Origin of the sequence: Microbacterium natoriense, assembly GCF_030816295.1 — a bacterium.
GTDB classification, from domain to species: domain Bacteria; phylum Actinomycetota; class Actinomycetes; order Actinomycetales; family Microbacteriaceae; genus Microbacterium; species Microbacterium natoriense_A.
On record NZ_JAUSXV010000001.1, the window covers coordinates 1,588,959 to 1,610,241 of the forward strand.

Annotated in this window: 10 protein-coding genes; 7 read left to right on the forward strand and 3 right to left on the reverse strand. The window is 61.5% G+C overall.

Annotation, left to right across the window (positions count from 1 at the left end):
* Nucleotides 1–372: 372 nt before the first annotated feature.
* Both QFZ53_RS07310 and QFZ53_RS07315 read right to left on the reverse strand, forming a co-directional pair.
* Complete coding sequence (locus QFZ53_RS07310) at nt 373–1,107, reverse strand: O-methyltransferase (RefSeq protein WP_307295030.1); 735 nt, start codon at nt 1,105–1,107, stop codon at nt 373–375.
* Nucleotides 1,108–1,703: 596 nt separating this feature from the next.
* Entirely contained in the window at nt 1,704–3,596 is a 1,893-nt protein-coding gene (locus tag QFZ53_RS07315; RefSeq protein ID WP_307295032.1) for an RCC1 domain-containing protein, read from the reverse strand.
* A 417-nt stretch (nt 3,597–4,013) separates the two neighbouring features.
* On the opposite strand from QFZ53_RS07315, the gene QFZ53_RS07320 reads away from it, so the two are divergent.
* Nucleotides 4,014–5,618, forward strand: coding sequence for a leucine-rich repeat domain-containing protein (locus tag QFZ53_RS07320; RefSeq protein ID WP_307295033.1), 1,605 nt, complete (start codon nt 4,014–4,016; stop codon nt 5,616–5,618).
* Between the two features lie 484 nt (nt 5,619–6,102).
* On the opposite strand, the gene QFZ53_RS07325 is transcribed toward QFZ53_RS07320, so the two are convergent.
* Entirely contained in the window at nt 6,103–8,598 is a 2,496-nt protein-coding gene (locus QFZ53_RS07325; protein WP_307295035.1) for a helix-turn-helix transcriptional regulator, read from the reverse strand.
* Nucleotides 8,599–9,060: 462 nt separating this feature from the next.
* On the opposite strand from QFZ53_RS07325, the gene QFZ53_RS07330 reads away from it, so the two are divergent.
* The 6 genes from QFZ53_RS07330 (at nt 9,061) to QFZ53_RS07355 (ending at nt 20,350) form a co-directional block, all read left to right on the forward strand.
* Nucleotides 9,061–10,680: a choice-of-anchor D domain-containing protein gene (locus tag QFZ53_RS07330; protein WP_307295038.1), complete on the forward strand. Its 1,620-nt coding sequence runs from the start codon at nt 9,061–9,063 to the stop codon at nt 10,678–10,680.
* 912 nt (nt 10,681–11,592) lie between these two features.
* Nucleotides 11,593–14,037, forward strand: coding sequence for a DUF7507 domain-containing protein (locus tag QFZ53_RS07335; protein WP_307295040.1), 2,445 nt, complete (start codon nt 11,593–11,595; stop codon nt 14,035–14,037).
* 2,605 nt (nt 14,038–16,642) lie between these two features.
* The gene (locus QFZ53_RS07340) at nt 16,643–17,371 is read left to right on the forward strand and encodes a DUF5819 family protein (RefSeq protein ID WP_307295042.1); all 729 of its coding nucleotides are present in this window, start codon (nt 16,643–16,645) and stop codon (nt 17,369–17,371) included.
* Nucleotides 17,371–18,495: an HTTM domain-containing protein gene (locus QFZ53_RS07345; protein WP_307295044.1), complete on the forward strand. Its 1,125-nt coding sequence runs from the start codon at nt 17,371–17,373 to the stop codon at nt 18,493–18,495. Before QFZ53_RS07340 ends, QFZ53_RS07345 begins: the two co-directional genes overlap by 1 nt.
* The gene (locus tag QFZ53_RS07350; RefSeq protein ID WP_307299366.1) at nt 18,495–19,931 is read left to right on the forward strand and encodes a phytoene desaturase family protein; all 1,437 of its coding nucleotides are present in this window, start codon (nt 18,495–18,497) and stop codon (nt 19,929–19,931) included. Before QFZ53_RS07345 ends, QFZ53_RS07350 begins: the two co-directional genes overlap by 1 nt.
* Entirely contained in the window at nt 19,928–20,350 is a 423-nt protein-coding gene (locus QFZ53_RS07355; protein ID WP_307295046.1) for a hypothetical protein, read from the forward strand. The genes QFZ53_RS07350 and QFZ53_RS07355 overlap by 4 nt, the downstream gene beginning before the upstream one ends.
* The last annotated feature ends 933 nt before the right edge of the window (nt 20,351–21,283 follow it).

Below are 21,283 nucleotides of genomic sequence, written 5' to 3' on the forward strand. Positions count from 1 at the left end.
CACTGTGTTCACGGGGATACGTCCAGCAAAAAGGCGACACAGTCAATCAATCTCACTCTGCCGAAGCTTGAAGATCCTAGACGAACGTCTATCGAATGGAGCGTCCTCGCGATCGTAGGTTCGGTGGTCGTGCTCGGCTGCTTCTGGGAGCGTCAGCGACGCGCCGAACAGGACGGGATCCTGCCGGTTATGCCACCGAGCGTGCTGCGTGCGCCGGCCGTGTGGCGTGGGCTGCTGATGACCCTCCTCTTCTTCGCAACCTGCGACGCATCGGCGGGTGGGCGATGGCGATCGCAGGATTCGCGCAGATGCTCCTGATGGCAGCGATCTCAGTCGTCGCCGTCCGAGAGGTCTGTTCGGGAGTCGGCACCTCTACCGACGACGGGCGATGATCAGTCCGTCCCACCCCTTCTCGCCGACCGTTTGCAACGCCGTCGCGTCGAGGTCATGGTTCGCGGCGATCGCGTCGACAACCGCACGCACGCCCTGCACGCGCGGGTCTTCGCTCTTCTCGTCGGACACAGCCCCGTCACGGACGACGTTGTCGATCACGATCACGGAACCCGGCCTGGTGAGCTTGAGTGTCGCTGCGAGGTAGGTCGGATTGCTTGGCTTGTCTGCGTCGATGAACACCAGATCGAAGGGCTCGACCCCATGGTCGATCAGAGCCTGTGCGGACTCGGCAGCTGAACCGACGATCACATCCACTCGATCACCCACTCCGGCGCGATCGAGGTTCTCCCTCGCCACGACCGCGTTCTGTTCCTCGAGCTCGAACGTCACCACACGGCCTCCGTCGCCCACCGCTCGCGCGAACCAGACCGTCGAGTACCCGGCCAGAGTACCGAACTCGAGAACTCGCCGAGCTCCGCCGATCTGTGCCAGCAGACCCAAGAGAGCTCCCTGATTGGCGGCCACCTCAGCATTGGGCATCGTCGTCCGAGCGCCGGATTCTCGCGCCTCGACCAGCGCGGCATCCTCGTTGACCAGCGCCGCGGCGAAGTACCTGTCGACGGATCGCCACGCGGGGGCAGACGCGTAGCGGTTGGCAGGAACCGCCTCCTCGGGAACCTCGTTGTGGACCGCGGACTCTTGCTTATCACTCATAGCGGCATTTTGGCATCGCTGCCCGCGCGACGCGAAATCGCACTCTGCCCCTAGCATCGGTGTTTCGCCGGAGTACAGGAGACCGGTGCACATTGCGCAGCCGACGTGGTGTGCCGATGTTTCGCTATTCGGCACACTGACGGACACTTGGCGGTGATAGCGGCAACCCGCGAACCCGCTGCGCATGTCGTAGACCTGACTAACCAACCGGAACGCGGGCGGCGCTTGGGCGCATCGGTGCCGACGGTCTGACGGCGGTGCAACAGGACGCACGAACAGCCCTCCCCGGGCGGTCATGGGTGCCACGAGAAGATTCATGGATCGCTCGCTCGAATGAAGTTGGGGGCTTCCTCGAACAGAGCGACTGATCTCCTGCCGTGCGCGCCGGTGCGTGCTCCCACTGGATTGCCTACTGCGCGGGCCACATGCCCGAGATGCATGCGGTCGCCTTCAAACAGGTCCTCACGTGTCTACGCGACGAAGCATTGAGTTAGTGCCCGAAGCGACGGTTCAGCGGGTACGTGCGCTGTGCATCGAACGCGGTCCGGGCGGCGGAAGAAGACATTAGCTCGTCTCGTTGTATCCTGCGCAGCGTGCTACTCCGGTTGTGACCTTCGGCCACGGCGTCCGAAAACAATCGCCGCTGCTCCAACCACGAGCAGCGCAGCAGCGCCCAGCGCTATCCAGCGAGGCGGTTCGCCTCCCGTGGTGGCAAGCCCTGACGGACCTGTCCCTGAGCTTCCGGTTCCAGCGGCGCCGCCGTCGCCGGGCGATGCCTTCGTGACTGTGAGTGTTGCCGCGACGCTTGTCACGGTGCCTTCACTGTTGGTTGCGCTCGCGCGATACTGGTACGCGTTGTGTGCCGTGCTCGCATCCCTGATCGTGACTTCCCGGCCGTCCGCGGAAACGGTCGCACTGGGATCGCCGCTGACGGGGAGCCATGTTCTCCCACCATCGTTCGATACTTCCCATGAGATCGATGGCAAAGGCGCTCCTGTGGCGACCACAGCAAACACCGCAATGCCTCCCTCCTCTACTGCTTCGTCCTCAGGGTTTGTGAGGGTGGGTTTGTCGACGTAGGTAAAACCGCCCGGGTAGATGATCGGCTCCTGAGGGACTCCGCCGAGAGCCCACTCGATCGCGATGTCGACGGGCCCGCCCTCATGCGGAGGGGTGCTCACAAGCACGAGGTCGCCTTGCGTCGAAAGGCTCGTCCCGGGAATACCGCCAAACGTAACTCCGGTTACCACAGCGGAGGGTGCGCTTACCCGGACAGGCTCAGTGCGCTCTTCAGTGCTGCCGTTGCCGAGTTGGCCGCCTCCGTTAAACCCCCATGCGTACGTATTGCCGTCGTCTCCGAGCGCCATGGACATGCCGGCTCCGCCGCTGAGCTGGGTGAAACCAAGGCGATCCGGGACATGTACCATCACCGGGATGCTGCTATCGGTGTGGGTTCCGTTGCCCAACTGGCCGAAGAAGTTGCTCCCCCAGGCGTATGTGTTGCCATCGGATCCGATCGCCAGAGTAGAAGAGCTTTTGTCGGCACTTACGTGCGTAAACGTGACGCCGGTGGGCGCGCTCACTAGCGTCGGAACGTTGCTGTTGTCGAGAGTCCCGTTCCCTTGCTGGCCGAAAGCGTTACGGCCCCAACCGTAGGTGTTTCCATCAGAGCCCACGGCCATCGTGTAGGAGCTTCCGAGGCTGAACTGCGTGAAGGACACTCCGGGAGGGGAAAGAACGCGGACAGGTAGATCGGTGGAGTCATTGGTACCTGTGCCGAGCTGTCCGAAGAAGTTGTCGCCCCAACCGTAGGCGTTGCCATCAGACCCAAGGGCGAGCGAATGGGTACTCCCTCCACCGATTCGCGTAACGCTCACCCCCGCAGGCGTGTTCGTCTGGACTGGGACACTGGTGTTGACCCGCGAGCCATCGCCCAGCTGCCCGTACCGGTTGTCCCCCCAGGCGTAGGCCTTCCCGTCGAATCCCAGCGCTAGTGAGTGTTGGTCTCCGGCTTCCAGGTGTGTGAAGGTGAGGCCTGCGGGGGTACTAACTCGCACGGGAGTGACAGTATTGGTGGTGCCGCCATCTCCTAGTTGACCAGATTCGTTGTTGCCCCAGGCATACGCGTTGCCGTCCGATCCCAGCGCCAGCGAGTGACCGGCGCCAGCACTGACCTGCGTGAAGGTGACGCCAGCCGGAGCGTGGACGAGGACCGGGAGGTTGCTAGTCGTGTTGTTGCCGGTACCGAGTTGCCCCCGGGAGTTGAATCCCCACGCGTAAGTGTTCTGATCAGAACCTATGGCCAATGTGTGGTCGACACCAGCGGCGACCTGGACGAAGGTAACGCCCGCGGGCGCGGGGATCGTGACCTCAGTGCCGCCGATGGTGGAGCCCTTGTCCGGGGTGGGGTTCGTCGCGGCGGCCCAGGAGGCCGTGGGAGCCCCAACGGTAAGCGCGGCGGCGACCAGCATGGCAGCAGTTCTAAGCATGGCTCAAGGGTATACTGCACCATAACTCGCTGCCTGTGGAGGTCGACAGTCGCCGGCGCGTGCGACTGCGGGAAGGGCCTGGATTAGATCCAGAGCGGATCGAGCAACGACGTTCGGCGTCAATGTCATTCTCTTGAGGGCGAAGGCTTCACCCATTTCGGCGATCAAAGGCTCGGGGCTGTGCGCGTTGCTGACGCTCCACACTCAACACGTCAGATATCACCACCTAGCTTTGCTGGGTGCGCGCGAGATTGGCGCCTGTCGCCACCTAGAGCTGTGGACCCGCCGCAAGCATTAGAGCTGAAGCGATTGCTACGCGCTGACGCCGCCTGCGGCGTCAGCATGACCACGGGGGCACACATGAGTTCGTTCGAAAGTGAGGCGCGTATGAGTTCTACCGCGACGTCCACTGCACCTTTGGCTTCCACGCGGAGGACCAAGCTCGCCACAGTTATTACAGCCTTTGTGCTGTCGATGCCGGGCCTGCTCGCCGTGGTCCCCGCGCATGCCGAAGGACCTCCGGCGCTCGAAGATATCCCCCTCGGAGCGGAATCTCTGCCGAGCTACGACCGCGACGAGGGCAGCCTGGAGACACGCAGCATTGCTTATCGGGTGCAGCCTTTGGCAGCCGATGATCAGGAACTGGCCGTGATTCCTGACCCTGCCCTGCGTGCAGCCATCGCGCGAGTTCAGAACGTGAGCGATCCCAGCAGGTTGACCAAACGCAATGTTAGGGGGTTGCAGTTTATCGATGCCCCGGACGCGGGGATCACCGACCTCACGGGGCTAGAGATCGCGGAGAACCTGTCATTGCTGTACGTAGACAACAACAAGATCACGTCGCTGGAACCGTTGCGAGGGCTACCGGAACTGCGGCAGATCACGGCTAGTAGAAACCCAATCACTGACATAGCTCCGCTGTCGACAATCCCGGGGATCGACTTCCTCGAGTTGAACTGGACAAACATTTCCTCGCTTGAACCGCTCCGGGGCAACACGGCACTGTGGAGGCTGCAAGTCGCGTACACCAACATCACATCCCTGGAGCCTCTGAGTAGCGTTGGCACCCTGACCGAGGTTTACTTCCAGAACACAGCCGTCTCCGACCTCTCACCGCTCCGCGGGCTGATGAAGTTGTCCGCTCTATCCGCACCTTCTGCGAACATCTCGGATCTGGAACCACTGCGGGGGCTCCCCAGACTGAGCCTCGTGAACGTCAACTCGAACCATGTGGCCGACATCTCCGTCTTTGAGTCATGGCCCTCCATCGCGCGCATCGGCTTCAACAAGCAGACAGTGTCCGCGGGCGAAGTCCTTGTCCCCTCCGGCGCTGACCACTACACCAAGATCGATGTTGTCGACATCTTCTCGATGCCGTACGGAAACCGGCAAGCGGTCACGGCTGGTGCGACAGCAACCTCTGACAGCGAAGGCGCAATATGGAGCGGCATCGCGCAGGACGCGACCGAACTCTCCGTCTATGTTTCTAAGTCTGTCGTGGCCGGCGGCCCGGAGTTTTCTGCAACTGTGACCTATCCGGTGGCTCGTGCGGTCTATCTCAGCGGGGATCCCCAGCCCGGAACGGTGGGGGAAAAATACCAGTTCGCCTTCTCCATCACGGACGGCTTCACGGCGACAGCAAACGTGCAGGCCGCCACGCCGGGGTATTCGATGGCAGAGGGCGCCGTGCCGGGCCTCACGCTCAGTGCCGCTGGAGTACTCGCCGGCACCCCCTTAGCAGAGGGCGCCTACGTTTTCGAGGTGCGAGGGACAGACCGGCACGGTAACACCCTGGATCACGAGTACATGCTGAGGGTGGGGGCCGGGTCGGTTGTGACGCCTCCGACGATCCCGCCGACGACGGGCACGGAGACTCCGGCTCCTGGGAGCGGAACTGCAGCGCCTGGCGGCCTTGCAGCCACAGGAAACAACGTGCCGGCTGTCCTCCTCACGGCGGCCGTACTCGCCACACTTATCGGCGCGGTCCTCGTGGCACGCCGACGGCGGCGGACGGACGGCTGACTCTGCCGGATCCCAAGCGCCGGGTGTCGGGCGGGCTAGCAGCCTGCCCGGCTCCGCAGTTCCGGAGATCCACTCGCCACCACCGGCGGGGCGGCTCCACTGATGGCGGGAGTCTGCGCGGCGGTTCCCCTCTCCGGTAGGCGCGGCGTCCTTGCTCCTCGCTCGACGCAGTTCGAAGCTCACGAAGGCTTAGCTCGGGGAGCGCTATTCGCGACTGCCTGAACAAGGTGGCACGCAACCTGCCGCTATGCACGGAGTGACGCGGACAAGCGACCAGCCGTGTTCGTGTCATTGCCCGCCACCAGACCATCGGCTGGGGCGGAACACAGTGCGAACGATGGTGGCGGTCATTGCAAGAGAGGCCTGAAGGAGGGCCGTGGATGCATCCTCTTCCCTTCTGGATGCCCCCTCGATAAGCGCCCTGGCGCAGGTCGCTCTGCGACTGGCGCGGAGCGTAGTACTCCGTACTGCTTGGGCGCGCGCGTCAGATGGTGCTCCTGTTGCCTGCGACGAGCGCGGCAAGCTGGGTGCGGTTGCTGGTCCCAGATTTGCGGAGCGCATTGGCAACGTGGTTTTCCACGGTGCGTCGGCTGATGCTCAGCCGTTCGGCAATCTCGTTGTTGGTCAGGGTCTCGGCGAGAAGCGCCACTTGGCGTTCGCGTTCACTCAGGAGTGCCACTCGCTCGCTACTCGCCCCCGAAAGCTGAGCGCCCTCTCCCAGGGGCCTTGCGATCGAGTCAGCGAGTGCGTGCAGACCTGCGCTGCGCTCGACATCGTGATCGTCATCGGCTCGCCGGGCTGCAGCGGAAATCAGTCTGGCCATGAGTGCATCGTCCTGGCCGCGGGGGGCAGACTCTATCCAGAGGCGCACTTCGGTGAGAGGCGCGGTGGCCAACAATCCAGCGAGGGTGCTCGACCTCGCATAACCGGAACCTGGCATTTGAGCTTCAGCGGCCTGAAGCTCACTGACGATACGCGGTTCGAAGGTCAATGTCAGAAGGAACAGCGCCGTTTGGACCGCGCCGACGGTGTACCCCAGGCTGCGACGGGCTTTCAGTGCGCCGACGAGCTCAGCGATGCCTTCCTCTTTTCGCTCTCCTTGGCTTCGGGTGAGGCCGTCCAACACATCGAGACCCATTCCGAGAAAGGGCCCCACTTGCGGGGACACTGTGCTTGACTCGCGGACGAGGTCATCACGGACAGTGCCTTGCCCGTGGAGGTGGGCGGAGGTTGCTTGCATGTTGAGCATCGCGCTGTAGACGAAGCCCATCGTGAGGCGTGGGCGCCCGCCGACAACCCCTTCCTCCAAGACGCGAGCTGCGGAGACAGCGTCATCAAGATAGTCGTGGGCGAGCGCTGCCCAGTAAGAAAGAGTGGCAAAAGCTGGTTTGTCGAACTGCTCGAGAGCCTTCTTCCTCAGACTCTCCGCGGCTGCAACCGCTCCCAACGGATCGCCTTCCAAGACTGAGAGCAGCACAGTCATCTGGGGGAGTAGCGATGGCCACGCACCTCTCCCCGCCAAATGCTCGACCTCATCGCGCGCAACCGCCACCTTTCCTTGAGCGAGGGCCACGCATAGTCGAAGGATGCCGTTCACATCCGCTGGATCATCATGGGTGGGAACGTCCTGGGTAACGCCCTGTCCGTTGATCAGCGCCATGAGCTGGACTGTCGTACGGGCGCTATCCGCCCAATAGGGGTTTTCTGCGGCGAAGTCGTTCAATGTCTGCTGAGCGGCGTCGACGTCACCTACTTGGAAAAGTAGATGTTGGCTGAGCCTCACGACAAACTGAAGCTCGGCGGCACCAGCGCCGCGTCGGGGGAGGGTGGTCTCTGCAAAGACGGCGCTGATGCGTGCATCTTCGGATCGCGCGCCAAGAGCCTCGGCCAAGTAGGCGAGGGCGTTGTTCAGCGTTGGCGATTCACGCCAGGCTGCAAAACTTGCAGCGATCGCTCGCTGGGTGTGCTCGGTGAACGAGCGGGCAAGGATCGCGCTGTTGCTTTCGCTCGTGTCCCCGGCGATGACCGTTGCCTGGCTACTGTCCCCGTCAGCAGCTGTCTCCAACTGCCGAAGAACGTAAGAGCGTTTCTCTTTGTACCTTTCCGAAAGCGCAGGTGGCCATGCCTGCACAAATACGCCGCGAGGACTTGTCGACGCGGCGATGAGTCGCTGGTCTAGTGCCGCGCCGACGGCGTCTCGCCCAAAGCGACTCGTGGCGACAGCGAGCTCGGATGCTCCGCCCTCGCTCAGCCAACGTACGACAGCCTCGATCTCCGGTGGAGTGTCCGCCAACAGCGAGTCAAGGTACCCGGCAAGATCGAAAGTCCACAGCGATCCTCCAGCGGACGCCCATACCCCGTTTGTCATGCGAAGCTTGCCTCGATCGCGGGCACTCTCACCGATGGCAACAACCAAACCCGCAATGCCTCCAGATTTTCCGAATACTCGCGCGACGACCGCCGCGTCTGCGGGAGCGCCCAGGACCTCACGCAGCAACAGGCCGGTGCCAGGTAGGTCCAGGGAGGGCACCTCAACGATTGCTTCGGGCCATTCCGCCGCGAAGTCGGTATCGCGGTGACGGCCGATCAACTCCGTTACGAGGAACCGCACACCGAGCCTGCGGCGCACTGCGCTCAGCACGCGCAGGCTCAGGGCATCGATCTCGTGCACGTCGTCGACGGCGATGACCGCTTTTTCAGGCAAAGCCGCAGCGATCTCGTCGACCACACCTGCAAGATCTCTCGGACGTGCCGGCAAACCTAGTTCTGCACGCAGCTGTTCGAGAACATAACCTGGTTGCAGAACTGCAACGGGATCACCTGCGACGCTAAAGATCGGCACTCCGGCCGCTTCGATCGTCTCCACGAGCGCGCGCAGAATCCGGCTTCTTCCGCTTTGACGGGCACCTGTGAAGCGGACGTTGTACCCCGCCAGAGCGTGACGCCTAGCGTCCGCAAGCTGTTGCTCGAAGAGAATCACCGTGGCATTCCTGCTTTCGCACTTAGGGCTACCGGATGTGCACTCACGGACACTGCCGGACATCACCTAGCAAGTGTATGCCGATCGCCCATCGGGCACTCATGGTGCAATCGTTTCGCGCGGTCAAGGAAGACCGAGAAGGCTACGAACATGCCAGCAAGGCCATGCCTCACATCGTTGCCCAGGCTGTCCCGGTGCGAAGTCCTTCGCGGTAGCAATCGGTCTCCTCTGCCCCCGTGGACAAGCCTGTGTGCGGCTCGCTCCGCGCAGGCTCGGGGAGGGAAATCGGTTGTGGTGGCTCTGCTGCAGTGGCTCGCCCCTCCTGCACGTGCGATGGAGCTGGAGCTGGAGCAGGGGCAGGAGAGGAGGGCCCTCACCTTGGTACTTAGCGACCGATACGAGAGCACCTAGCGCAGGAGCAGCCGCAGATGATAAGAGAACCCGAACAACTGAGGACTCATTATGCACACTCTGCGATTCTCGAAGACAGCTGCCTTGCTCGGCGCGATCGCAATCAGCGCCGCCGTTGGAGTGACGGCTGCCCCGCCTGCACAGGCGGGGCAGCGGCCGCTGGTCACCATCGACACGCACGGCGCGAGCCCTACGGGTATTACGTACCTGACAACGCATCTAGGCGCCGAAGTGCAGACGCTCTTCACGCTGAGCGCGCATGCCCCCGCACTTGTCACAGTGGATCAGCTCTGGGACTTCGAAGACGGGTGGTCGGTGACGGACTCCTCGACCTGCCCTGCTGACCAAGAGACCTTTCTGAACGAAGGCGAGAGCTGCGATGTCATCGTCCGGCTCGCCTTCGACGTAGCTCCAGAGTTCAACATCTCCTACAACCAACTCGAGTACCGCTCGGTGCCGGCCGACCACGCGGGTGCGCCTTTGCCAGGGGGTATCGCGACGCCTGCCACCGAGACTCTCGCGTTCTACCCCAACCCGTTCACTGTCTCTGCGACCGACTTCGGTGAGGTGCAGGTCGGGGAGTCCGTCTCCCGTGTCGTTCGGATAACGAACAGCTTCTCGCAGTCGGAGAACAGCTTCGATGTCCGGCAAATCGACTCCCCATTCTCCCTCGCACCGGGGGCTCCCACTTACGGGCATCTCAAACCAGGCGCATCCGTGGACGTCGAAGTTGCATTCACTCCGTCGAGCCTCGGTACGACACGCGGCGCGATCACCCCAGCATTCACTCCCATGAACACAGGGCATCTCATCGTTGACCCTTATGGGCTTCTCGTCGGTACCGGCACGGCGCCCACCATTTCCCTCGAAGCCCCCGCGGTTGACTTCGGGGAAGTGCCTGTAGGTGCATCCGTGTCGCGGCCTCTCACCATCTCCAACACTGGCGCAACCGACACTGCCCTATCGGTTGGCAACCGCTCAGAGCTTTCCGAGGCGGGGGTGAGGGTGGACCTTATTGACGGGGCTCCTCTCGCTGCAGGAGAGGACGTCACGACATCGGTCACCTGGACGCCAAACGGACCCGGTGAGGCCGTTAGCCCCTCAATTGAGATCGCCCACACCCCGTTCACTGATCCCACAGGCGCAACTGGCCCCCTCAACCCGCTCTCCGTGGCCCTCAGCGGCACTAGTGTTCCCTCGCAGGCAGTGACCGTTGCACCTGTCGATTTCGGAACGGTGCGAGTCGGCGAGCAGGTCGAGAGAACTCTTGTGTTCACAAACCTCAGCGGACAGGACATCACACTGACCGCAACCGACCCGACGAGTCTCGATGCCAACGCGTTGACGACGGATGCTATGACGGTGGTCATCCCGGCCCACTCCGAAATCACCCAGTCCATCTCCTGGACTCCCCGGAAGCCGATCGCCCTGAGCGCCGAAATTGTGTACCTCGCAGAGGAGACCGGAGGCACAACAGCGGCGACGTTTCGAGGGGACGCTCTTGCCGCCGATCCGCGGGGGACAGACGAAGCACTCCCCGAGGGGTCACTAGCGACAACCGGGGGACTGCTTCCGCTGACGGCGATCGTACTTGCTTGCGCGCTGCTCGCAACCGGACTCGGACTGCGGCGTTTCCGCGGACACCGTGGTTCAGAACAAGAGACGGAATGAGGTCCCCGAATCGTGCCCCCGCAGCTGCTGCATCAACGCCCGCTTCCCGACGACCAAGTCCAGCGGGGACAAGCCACAAGTGAAACCGATCTTCGCGGCGTCTACGAGCTCGTTTCCCTCGCGCTCACCACACTCCCCGAGAACCAGCAACAGTATCTACGAGCCGCCGTCGTTGAGGGGCGGAAGCCTTCAGAACTCGCGGAGTATCTGAACCTCTCCCTATCTGAAGTCGAGGCCTTGGGTCTCACTGCGAAGGGTCGTTTGCGAGCAGCGACCCTGCAGATAGCGCTGGGGAATGGGGCTCCGAAGCGCTGTCGCGATTGGGTGATGAGCGCGACCACTCAAATCACACCGTCAGGCATGGTGTGCGAGGCCGTCCAGGCGCAGCATGCCTCCTCGTGTCTGAGGTGTGCGGCCGCGCAAAGCTACTTCAACAGCAGCGTGTCGGAGCTTGGGGTATGCACGGTTCTCGCTGCGGGAGCTCTGCTGTTCGAGGTGGGGGATATGCACGCTCGGTTGCCGCTGAGTCGGCACTCGAACGCCCGGGCAATCGCCGAGCGATGGAACTCGTGGAGTCGCCAGATCGCAATTCTCTCGCGGCATGCGCTCACTCGAAGGATCCCGATCCATTGCAGGGACGGTACTTCGTCGGCAGCCTCTGCAAACTCAGTGGACCCTCTCGTCAATAGATCCCCAGGGCTGGAAGCGAGCAACCTGCTGCCTGCGCTAGGGACGAACGAACCGGACGGCCACCATCCTGACACGGATACGTAGTCCGCCACATTCCTCACCTACGTGAGTTCCACAGAACAAATACTTGATGCGGTCTGGCCGTCGCCGCCCCGGCCGGTTGACCTGAACACCCTGATCGATTGGACCCAACGCGTAATGCGCGCTCGAAGACTTACCGCCATGGCTGCCTCTGCGGCCGCCACCCTTGTCCTGCCGTTCCTGATCGCCTCTCCCGCTACCGCAGCGTCCACCACGGAAGTCACGTTCCCCGACCGCGCGTTGGATAGGTGCGTGGCGTCAGCCCTCGGACTGGGGCAGAACGATCCCATTACTGTCGAGCAGGCAGCGACGCTGAAGCAGCTCACGTGCAACGAGAACGAAGTGGAATCGCTCGAAGGGATCGGGGCACTCTCAAACCTGAGCGACCTGAACCTGCTCAAGGCCCCGCTTTCAGGTGGCTTGGGACCGCTCGCTGAACTGAGTGGTCTGAGGAAACTGTCAGTTAGTGACGCGCAGAGCCTCGACATCGCACCCCTTGCGGACTTGGAAAGTCTCACGGAACTGAGCGTGCAACGTACCCAAGTTGCTGACCTCACGCCGCTTTCGGCAATGACTCAACTGACCTCCCTGTCGCTAAACCGCGTCCAGAACGGGAACATCACGCCACTTCAGAACCTCGTGAATCTGACGTCCTTGCAACTGAACGCTAGCGAGGTCACTGACCTGAGGCCGTTGAAAGGGCTGACGAAGATGCAGTTTTTCGAGGCCACCTCGAATCAGATCGGGGACGTGTCGCCGCTGTCTGGATGGACCTCTCTCCGTCACCTCAACATGCACACCAACAACATCGCAGACGTCACTCCTTTGCGCGGGCTCGTCCAGCTGCGAACCGTGAACCTACAGTCCAACGGGATCTCGGATGTCTCCTCCTGGTCGAACCTGACGAGAGTCACCGATATTGCCCTTGACAACAACAAGATCGCGGAGCTCGATTCGTTCATCCCCATGTCAGGGCTCGAGACGCTGACAGTGAGCCGCAACCTTGTTGAGGACGTCGCGCCTCTTCATGACCTTGTCTTCATAGACCACCTTGATCTTTCTCGCAACAGGATCGTCTCTATTGAGCCCATCAAGACGCTGGAAGCACCCAACTACGTCGTCCTAAACGGGCAAGACATCACGCTGCCCGAGATCGTCGTCGGGCAGCCGCAACCCAACCCAGTGCGGACGCTTGATGGGAGCCCGCTTCCTGTGACATCGCGCACCGCGGACTACGACCCGAATGCAGTCAGCTGGACATTCGCTGCAGTCGGCAACAACACTCTCAACTGGGAGTCGCCCGACCTCGGAATCGGTAGCTATTCCGTCTTCTCAGGATCAATCAGTCAGAAGTCGGTAGCCGAATCCGCTGTTCTCGAGTTGACGAAAACAAGCAGGCTCCAGGAGGCGAACGGTATCCCCCGAGCTGGCGACAAGGTGGCGTACCGGTTCGAGATCACCAACGCCGGGAATACGACAGTGACTGAAGCTGAGATCGTAGACAACATGCCTGATCTGTCTATCTTGTCCTACTCGTGGCCGGGTGCTGCACGAGTGCTCGAGCCGGGGCAGACCGCTGCCGCTACCGCCACATATACCCTTAAGCAGTCGGACATCGATGCGGGGCGGATCACAAACACGGCCCTCGCGACGGCAAAGTCCGTCGCCGGAACCCCGATTGCTTCGGAGCCAGCGAGCACGGATCTGGTGCTTGAGCAGGCCGCCGTCCTGAGCCTCACGAAAGAGGCGGATGTGTCTTCTGTTGCAAGCCCTGCAAGGCCTGGAGACAACATCGAGTACGCGTTCGTGATTGAAAACACAGGAAACGTGAGCATCTCCGGCTCGTGGATCCAGGATGAGCTCCCTAACCTCTCCGAGGTGTCCATCACCTGGCCCGACGCGGAAGGGCATCTTCTCCCTGGTCAGACTGCGAGCGGAAGTGCAACATACTCCATCACACAGGAAGACATTGATGAGGGCAGTGTGCAAAACAAGGCTCTCGCGCACGGAACCGACCCGAACGGTGGGGATGTCGTGTCGGACGAGGCTGTAGCGAAAACGAAGCTGGATAGCGTTCCCTTGCTGCGCCTCTCGAAAACCGCCGATGCATCCGCGCTGCAGTCGCCGACGCAGATCGGAGATGAAATTCACTATGAAATTACGGCCACGAACACGGGAACGCAGACACTGACAGAGGTGGCAATCACCGACGAGCTGCCTGGGCTGACAGAACTCACCTTCACTTGGCCGGGTGCCGTGGGAGTGCTCGCACCGGGCGAATCTGTTCGTGTGGTCACGACGTATGCCGTCCAGGCAACAGACTTCGTTAGCTATACGGTGATCAATTCCGCAGCCGCCGTGGCCACGTCGAGCGATGGCACGGCTCTGCGCGAGACAGCTTCAGTGAGCACTGTGCTTGAACACGTAGAGACGCAGCCGGTAACGGGACCGAGCCACCCGGGAGCCCCTGCTCTCGCGCTCACCGGCGCCTCGCCGCTTCTTCCCCTGGCCGCCGCTGCGGTCCTGCTGATGCTCGGACTCTTCCTGTGGCGCCGCACTCCCGCACGTCACCTCCCCACCGAGTAACGCCCAGAGGGGCGGGCCGGCTGGACCCGCCCCTCCTGCCCCATATCAGCAGCCTCACAATTCGCAGGACCAGCGGAGATAGAGCTGAAAGCTCAACCATCGGTATCGTAGATACGTTGCGCCGGTATGGCACCAGAGATAGTGTTCATCCACAGCGATGGCGTCGGCTAAGTGCCCTCGCCCGAAGCCCACAGGAGGAACGATGGAATCTCCCGATTGCCTTGCACCTACCGGGGCTGACCCACTTGTGCCGATCGTTATCGCGCTGCTGCTCCTGACCGTCGGCCTTACTTTTCTCTGCATGGGGAGGAAGAAGCGTAGGTTCGGCGTCGCCGTGTTTGTTGCTTTGCTCATAGGAAGTGGCACGTTAGTGATGGCGCCGGCAACGACCGCGCACGCAGCCTCGGACGGCTGTGCGGTCCCGAGCTCTCCGCCGGTGCCGGTTCCTACTCCCACGCCGACAGAGCCAGTTGAGCCTGCCCAGACGCCGGCTTACGATCTCATCTTGGGACCCGTGAGTTGGACCGAGGCACCCCCGCGAGACGGCAGTAACTTCCCTCAACTCGTTCCAGGGTCATTGGCCAACGCGACATCAGACGCGCCTACGGGCGCAGTGTCGATCACGATACCGAACGAACCCAATGGGTACTGGGTCATCTCGAATATCATGCTCGCTGATGGCTCTGTGGACGCGTCAGCAGTCATTGTCAGTGGGCCCGACTTCACGACTGTCACTTTCTCATCGCCGCCGACTGCCGGATCGACCAACTTTTTCCAGATCGAGTTGACTTATCAGTACGACTCATGGAGTCATGAGTACGTTGAACAGCCCGATGGGAGCCTCAACAGGTACGAACGTCCGGCATCAGAGATCTCTGGGACTGTCGCCGCGGACCCGGACAACCCTCAAGGGTCTACAAGCTCGACCGACCTTCCCCCGTACGTCGGGGTTATTGCGGCTCCATAGAACGCCACGCTGGATCCAAAATCCACGGATTCAGCGGCCCTGGGGCCTCGTCATCGAACTTTCGGCACGGCGGGGAGTGCTTTGCTCTCAAGAAGGAATCCGGGGATAAGTCGTCGTGTCTCTGGCACACAAACGTGATGATGACCGGAACATCTGGCATCGGAGTCGGAATCAGTCTCGTCGACGGCTTCGGTGATGCGTGATCCAGTTGGTCATCAGCGCGAGCGTGGTTCGAACTGCTCATCCTCATCGATTTCGGCGAACAGAGACGCGATGGTCACCGAATGCGGAAAGCGTGCAGCCGGCGCGCGCAGGTGATCGTGACTGTAGATGGCGCGGTTGCCGCATCAGCCCGACTCGTCGAGTAGGAGGCCGCTCGCTTCGTACGATCCGACGGTGAAGGCGAGCTCTGTCACTGTCCGATAGATCAGTGCCGCTTCACAGATAGCGAAGCCCGCTTCGGTCCATGCGCCGCGAACTCTGCGGGGCTGCGTGTCACGTCTGTCGTTATGAGAGGCGCGACCGAGCGGTGCAGATGGCGGAATCCACGGATCCGCCGCGCAAGCCCGGACAAAATCTCTTCCCAGCGTTCCGCACGGGGCGAAGCCAGAGAACGCGTCAGCCATTTCGCGTTCTGTCAAACCGATCGCGATCGCGTCCTTCCCCGAGAAATGGCGCAGCACACCAGCGTGGTTGGAGCCGAGCGACCGCGATCGTCGCCTTCGCGTTCACATGTGCGGCGGCGAAGCTTGGAGGATGCGGATGGCGCGGGTCGGACCATTCTGTCCGCAGCGGAATCTGTTGTCGTCGGCTTCTTGCTCGCGGGAAACGCGCTCGCGCGCATAGGGCTCGAGACCGCAACGGGCCGCTCTCGGCGCAACGCCGGACGTGGACCGTGGCACCACTTACAGTGTTGTTCAGCACCCTGAGCGTTGCCGCGTTGATCACCATGGTTCCGCTCTTGAACGCGGTGGGCAGCGGGGCAGGTTTCGCCTGCTCGCAGACTGCTCGCCAGTTGGGATCTAGTCCGTTGGCGCAGTGGCAGAGCTAGCGTTCATCGGCTCTACATCGTGGCGACCATGACGCTCGCTACTACTGAGCAACGCGCCTGGTCGTACGCAGGCATGCTCGGTGAGAGCACGGTCGGGCTGAGCGCAGCTGCGCTGACCGCGCTCCCTGGAAGATCACCAAGGCGTCCACGGGTGCGGCGGTGGTCAAAGCGAACAACCGTGCAGCCGTTGTCGGGCTGGCCTCCGGGGTATGGACGAGTACTCCACTAATCGCGGTTCGAACGTCTGGGGTCGTGCATGGCGTCTTGCGGGCACTCTCACTGGGTCCAGTCACGAGACGCGGCGCGGTGTCGACGCCAGGGGGTTGCGGGTGGCGCTCAACGCGACGTTTTCAATCACCTAGATCCGCCTACCCCGCACCCAGTAAAAAGGTGGGGCGCGCACTTGGACACTCAGTAGCGGCAGTCAAGTACCTAGCGGTCTCGTACTGCGTTCAGTCTCTTACGAGCAACAACTGCGTAGTGGACACAGATCCCACGCAGGTCACCTTCTGTGAAGACCGATGAGAGAGCTAATGCTGTTACGACGTCCACCTGTCAGGTTCGGCAGAATTCTCAAGGGCGTGACGGTGAGCACCATCGCCGCCATTACGGTATGGCATCTGTTCGCGTCGTTCCTTTGGATCTCTCCCCCCACACCGCTGCGCCAAATCGTGCCTGGAAACATGTTGTCGGCCTACATGCTGCCCTGGTTTGGGCAGAGCTGGAGTGTGTTCGCCCCGGAGCCCATCAATGGGGCGTACACGTTCGCCGTTCGCGCAAAGGTGCTCAACGAGGTAGGGGAAGTTGAAGAGACTGACTGGGTTACGCCGACGGACGTCGAGTATGGACTCGCGCACCACAATCTCTTCCCGCCACGAGCGGCAAATCTTGGCTATCACGCATCCAGCGGGGTCAAAGATCGTTGGAGTCGGCTGACCGCGGAGCAGCAGGAGATTACTAGTCTCAACTACTTCGAGGGAGACGCATGGCTTGGGCGGTTGCGCGACGATCTCTTGGCGCAGTCCGCTGACAACGAAGATGCGGTGATCGATTACATCGTCGCGGAGCAAGTGGCAGCGGGCTACGCAACCCAGGTGGCCGTTGCCGTTTGGGGCGACGAGGTCGTACAGGTGCAGTTCAAAGCGACACGTCAGAACATAGTCCCCTTCGCGCAGAGGAATGACGAAGACGCGAAGCGTCCGGCTCCACAAATCGCCAGTACCGGGTGGCGAGGGCTGTTGATTCGAGACCAGCAGGATTCGGCACCGTTTGACGAAATCTTCGCCGGCGAGCGGCAGAAGGAGGCCAGCAAGTGATGGCCCTCACCACTCTGATCACCTCCTGGCACTTCGTTCTGAGTGTCATCACCAACACGCTGCGACTGGTCATGCGCAATGCGAAGAGCATTGCGACTGCCGCGGTGGCGCTGCTTTTGGACCGAAAGCACGCGCGCTATGGCCTGTCTGTTACGCGCATGCTTCTAGGGGTGACGGTCCTCGGTTGGACGCTGACAAACTTCGGAACGCGTCAATACACGTTCGGTGGCGGTATGGCTTGGACCGGGCAGATTGAGTTCCCGAGCAGCGATTTCGCTAAGTTCCCACCGTTCTCATGGATTGTTGAAGCAGCTCCGAATGGGATCGCGCTCACCTCGGTCTTCCTCGTTGTTGTGGTGTTGGCGCTCCTATTGATAGTTGGCTATCGCACTCGGCTAACTCTCGTTGTTCTGATGGTGTTTTGGGTAGGCCTGCTCGCCATAAATCCGACGGTTCAGGACCAGAGCGACAACCTCACACGCATCGCGATGACTTCTCTACTCTTCGCTTCCCCGGCGGAAGTCTGGTCGCTTGATGCGCGAAGGAGGCGACGGCGTCGAACTGGCGAGCATGCAGGAGCGCTGTCACGAACCTCCGCTGGACAAGGGTTCGTCCCCGAGTGGCTGTCCAACTGCATGCACAACTGTGCGGTTGTGGTGATCGGCGCGCAGCTCTGCATGGTTTACGCCTCGGGCGGGCTCTATAAAGCCCAAGGAGCGCCCTGGTACAACGGGTACGCAATTTACAACGCAATCAATGTTCCGCAGTTTGGAACCTGGCCCGAGATTTCCGCTCTGATCTCCGTTTGGGGCCCAGTCGTCGCCATAGGCACGATCGGTACGGTTCTCTTCCAGGCGGCGTTCCCCGTAATGCTCGTCAACTCTTGGACTAGGCGAATCGCTCTCATCGTGATTTTGTCTTTTCATCTCGCGATTGCTGTAGTCATGGGGCTGCCGTGGTTCTCGCTCGCAATGGTTGCTATGGACGCAGTATTTATCACGGACGGCACCTATCGCCGGGTTGCTTATAGTCTGAAGCACGCATGGCGGGAAGCTCGATCCAAGAAGCGGAGCCAGAGCAATCCATCTCGAGCGAGCGAGACCCGAAGCGAGCTCAGCATCTGATGGATGTCACAGTAGTGGGGTCGGGGCCCAACGGGCTCGTCGCGGCCTACGTCTGTGCGCTAGCAGGACTTCGAGTACGAGTAGTTGAAAGCGATGAAGAACTGGGCGGGGGAGCGCGTTCCCACTCCGATCTTGAGACCGGATTCGTCCACGATAAATGCTCATCTGTGCACCCCACTGCTGCTGCGTCGCCGATCTTCAACGCTATGCGTCTAGAACAAGACATCAAGTATGTGTATCCGCGCGCATCGTACGCTCATGTGCTGGACGAAGGACGTGCCGCGTTGGCATACAGATCGCTTCGCGACACAACCGCCGAGATGAGTGGGGATGCCCGGCGCTGGCGACAAACGTTTGACGCTGGCTCGGGGTTCGGGGATAGCGTGGTGAGGGCCTCATTCTTGACGCCTCCTCTCGGTCCTGTCGGTATTCCGGACAAACTTCGGCTCGCCCTGGGCGCTGCCGCCCGCGCCGCCCAACCGTTTAGAACTATTGAAGCTGACGCACTCTGGACGGGGCTTCGAGCTCACGCCCCGGGGGCGCCGCGCTCCATCGCATCTGCGCTCGTCGCGGTGTCCTTGGGGACGCTCGCCCACCAAAAGGGTTGGCCTTTCATCTCAGGCGGCAGCGCGCAACTCACTGACGCGCTTGTGAAGAGACTGACGGAATTGTCCGTCACCTTCGCTCTGGGGCACACCATCACAGACTTCCGCGAGCTGTCCAGCCGGGCAGTGATCTACTGCGGTTCTCCTCGGGGGTACGTCCAGGCAGCGGGCGCGCAGATGCCCGCGAAGTCACGAAAGAGGTTTGAGCGATTCCGCTACGGTCCCTCCGTCGTCAAGATCGACGCAACCTTAGACGGCGCAATCCCATGGACCGACAAGCGACTTAGAGAAGCTGGCACGGTTCACCTCGGCGGCACCGGCCCGCAGATCGTCGCCAGCGAGCAAGGTGTCGCGCAGGGGCAAGATTCTGAGGAACCTTTCGTGCTGGTCACCCAAGCCTCAAACTTCGATCCGTGGCGTGCACCACTAGGAAAAGGCGTGTTCTATGCGTATGCGCATGTCTCCTCAAGCGCCAAACCGGTCGAGGTAAGCGACCGTATCGCCGGGTTACTGGAGTCCCATGCGCCAGGGTTTCGCAGTCTTGTCCGCCGATGGCGAATTACGGAGCCGAGACAACTCGCGCATCAAAATCTGAACTATGTCGACGGTGACATTTGCACCGGAGAGATCTCCTTGCGGCAACTTGTTGGCCGACCGGTTGTGGCCTTCAACCCATGGCGGGGGCCGGTCTCTGGAACCTACTTAGGTTCCGCGGGGACCTTTCCCGGACCGGGCACACACGGCATGGCGGGGTGGCATGCGGCCCGCACTTGCCTTTCGGACCTATTTGACAGACAGATGACCCTAGACCTGATTGAGGAACTCCAATGAAGAAGACATGCGTCAGCCTTTTGATGATCGCCGCGTTGATCGGAACGCTGGCTGGATGTGGATCCGTCGAGAAGGAGCCGACAGATCTGAAAGTGGCAGACGGTAGTGATAACGGAAGCGTGAGCCAACTTGAGGAGATTCGGGCTGCACGGGATGCGATCACCCTTGAGACGTGCGAACTCAGTGGTGACCACCTCACCGCATCGGGTGCATTCAGTCCGCCCGCGGACTTCGATTCTGATATCCATCTGACGGTGCGATGGGATGTGGTCGGAGGCCCCAATGTGCAAAGCACGGTGACGCTCGAGGCGGATACGGATCAGGAAGATTCGGATTGGTCTGCGGAAGCGACGCTCGAAGGCGAAATTAAGGCGACAGAGGTTACGTGCTCCACGGGGATCACCGTCGAGGTGGAATGAGCTTACGCGGATCCTGATGTAGGTAGGCCCCGGAACTGCCCTTGATATAGCACCTATGCATTGAAGAGAAGGTGATCGCTTCGCCGTGAGAAGTCAATCGCGCATATCGCAATCAATTCACTCCCTCCAGATCATGCCTGTACACCGAATGGTCAATTGAAATGAACCCTGAACAACCACAACCGCTCATGCAAGCCTCTGCACCACGAAGTAGTCTTCGACGTTTGGGTGCCGCGCTCCTCGTGTCCGCGCTCACAACCGCCAGTCTCTTGGCAGGAGCGGCGCCGGCGCTGGCTCTCGACGGGTCTCTCTTTCCAGCAGGGTACCGCTCGAGCGATGGCCTACCGGAATGGTCGGGTACGTCCGTCAGCGTGCCATTACCGGGTAATCTGGGTGCCTCATCAGTGGCCTACTCGTCGCCAGGTGCGGTCAGTGCCGGAACTGCGGTGTCCGCACGGGCGGGATTCGTCTATACAGCAAGCACGGGAGATCTTCCCTGCGTGATTCCGACCGGAACCGCCGGTGTCCTCTTCCCCTGCGAGGGGGACGCTCGAGGACCGGACCATCGTATTGAGTTCAGTACGCCTGTTATTGATCCGGTTATACCTCTCCACGTTGGCCTTGTGACGGCCATTTTCGACGCTACGGAGCCGGGGACTTCTCGCGTCCTCGGTGGCATTGTGCCGAGTTTTAGGCTCACTGGTGTTAACGGGAGCGCACCCCAGAATGCTGAGGTCTCGGTAGTTGGCGACCCATCGGGGTCGTGGGATCAGCCAACTTTGAGCACCAAGCCGTACCTGGCGACACTTACGGATGCTCCCTACGCGTCCATCAAGATTCACGGCCTCGTGTCCAGTCTTACTCTGTCTTCAGATTTCTATGCGTACAGAACTGAACTTGGCAAGAGCGATGGAACTTTCAAAGGCCCCCGGC

Excerpts from the sequence above, each read along its gene's own strand:
- QFZ53_RS07310 (WP_307295030.1), bottom strand. The coding sequence starts at position 1,107 with ATGAGTGATAAGCAAGAGTCCGCGGTCCACAACGAGGTTCCCGAGGAG.
- QFZ53_RS07315 (WP_307295032.1), bottom strand. The coding sequence starts at position 3,596 with ATGCTTAGAACTGCTGCCATGCTGGTCGCCGCCGCGCTTACCGTTGGG.
- QFZ53_RS07330 (WP_307295038.1), top strand. The coding sequence starts at position 9,061 with ATGCACACTCTGCGATTCTCGAAGACAGCTGCCTTGCTCGGCGCGATC.
- QFZ53_RS07335 (WP_307295040.1), top strand. The coding sequence starts at position 11,593 with ATGGCTGCCTCTGCGGCCGCCACCCTTGTCCTGCCGTTCCTGATCGCC.
- QFZ53_RS07345 (WP_307295044.1), top strand. The coding sequence starts at position 17,371 with ATGGCCCTCACCACTCTGATCACCTCCTGGCACTTCGTTCTGAGTGTC.
- QFZ53_RS07350 (WP_307299366.1), top strand. The coding sequence starts at position 18,495 with ATGGATGTCACAGTAGTGGGGTCGGGGCCCAACGGGCTCGTCGCGGCC.
- QFZ53_RS07355 (WP_307295046.1), top strand. The coding sequence starts at position 19,928 with ATGAAGAAGACATGCGTCAGCCTTTTGATGATCGCCGCGTTGATCGGA.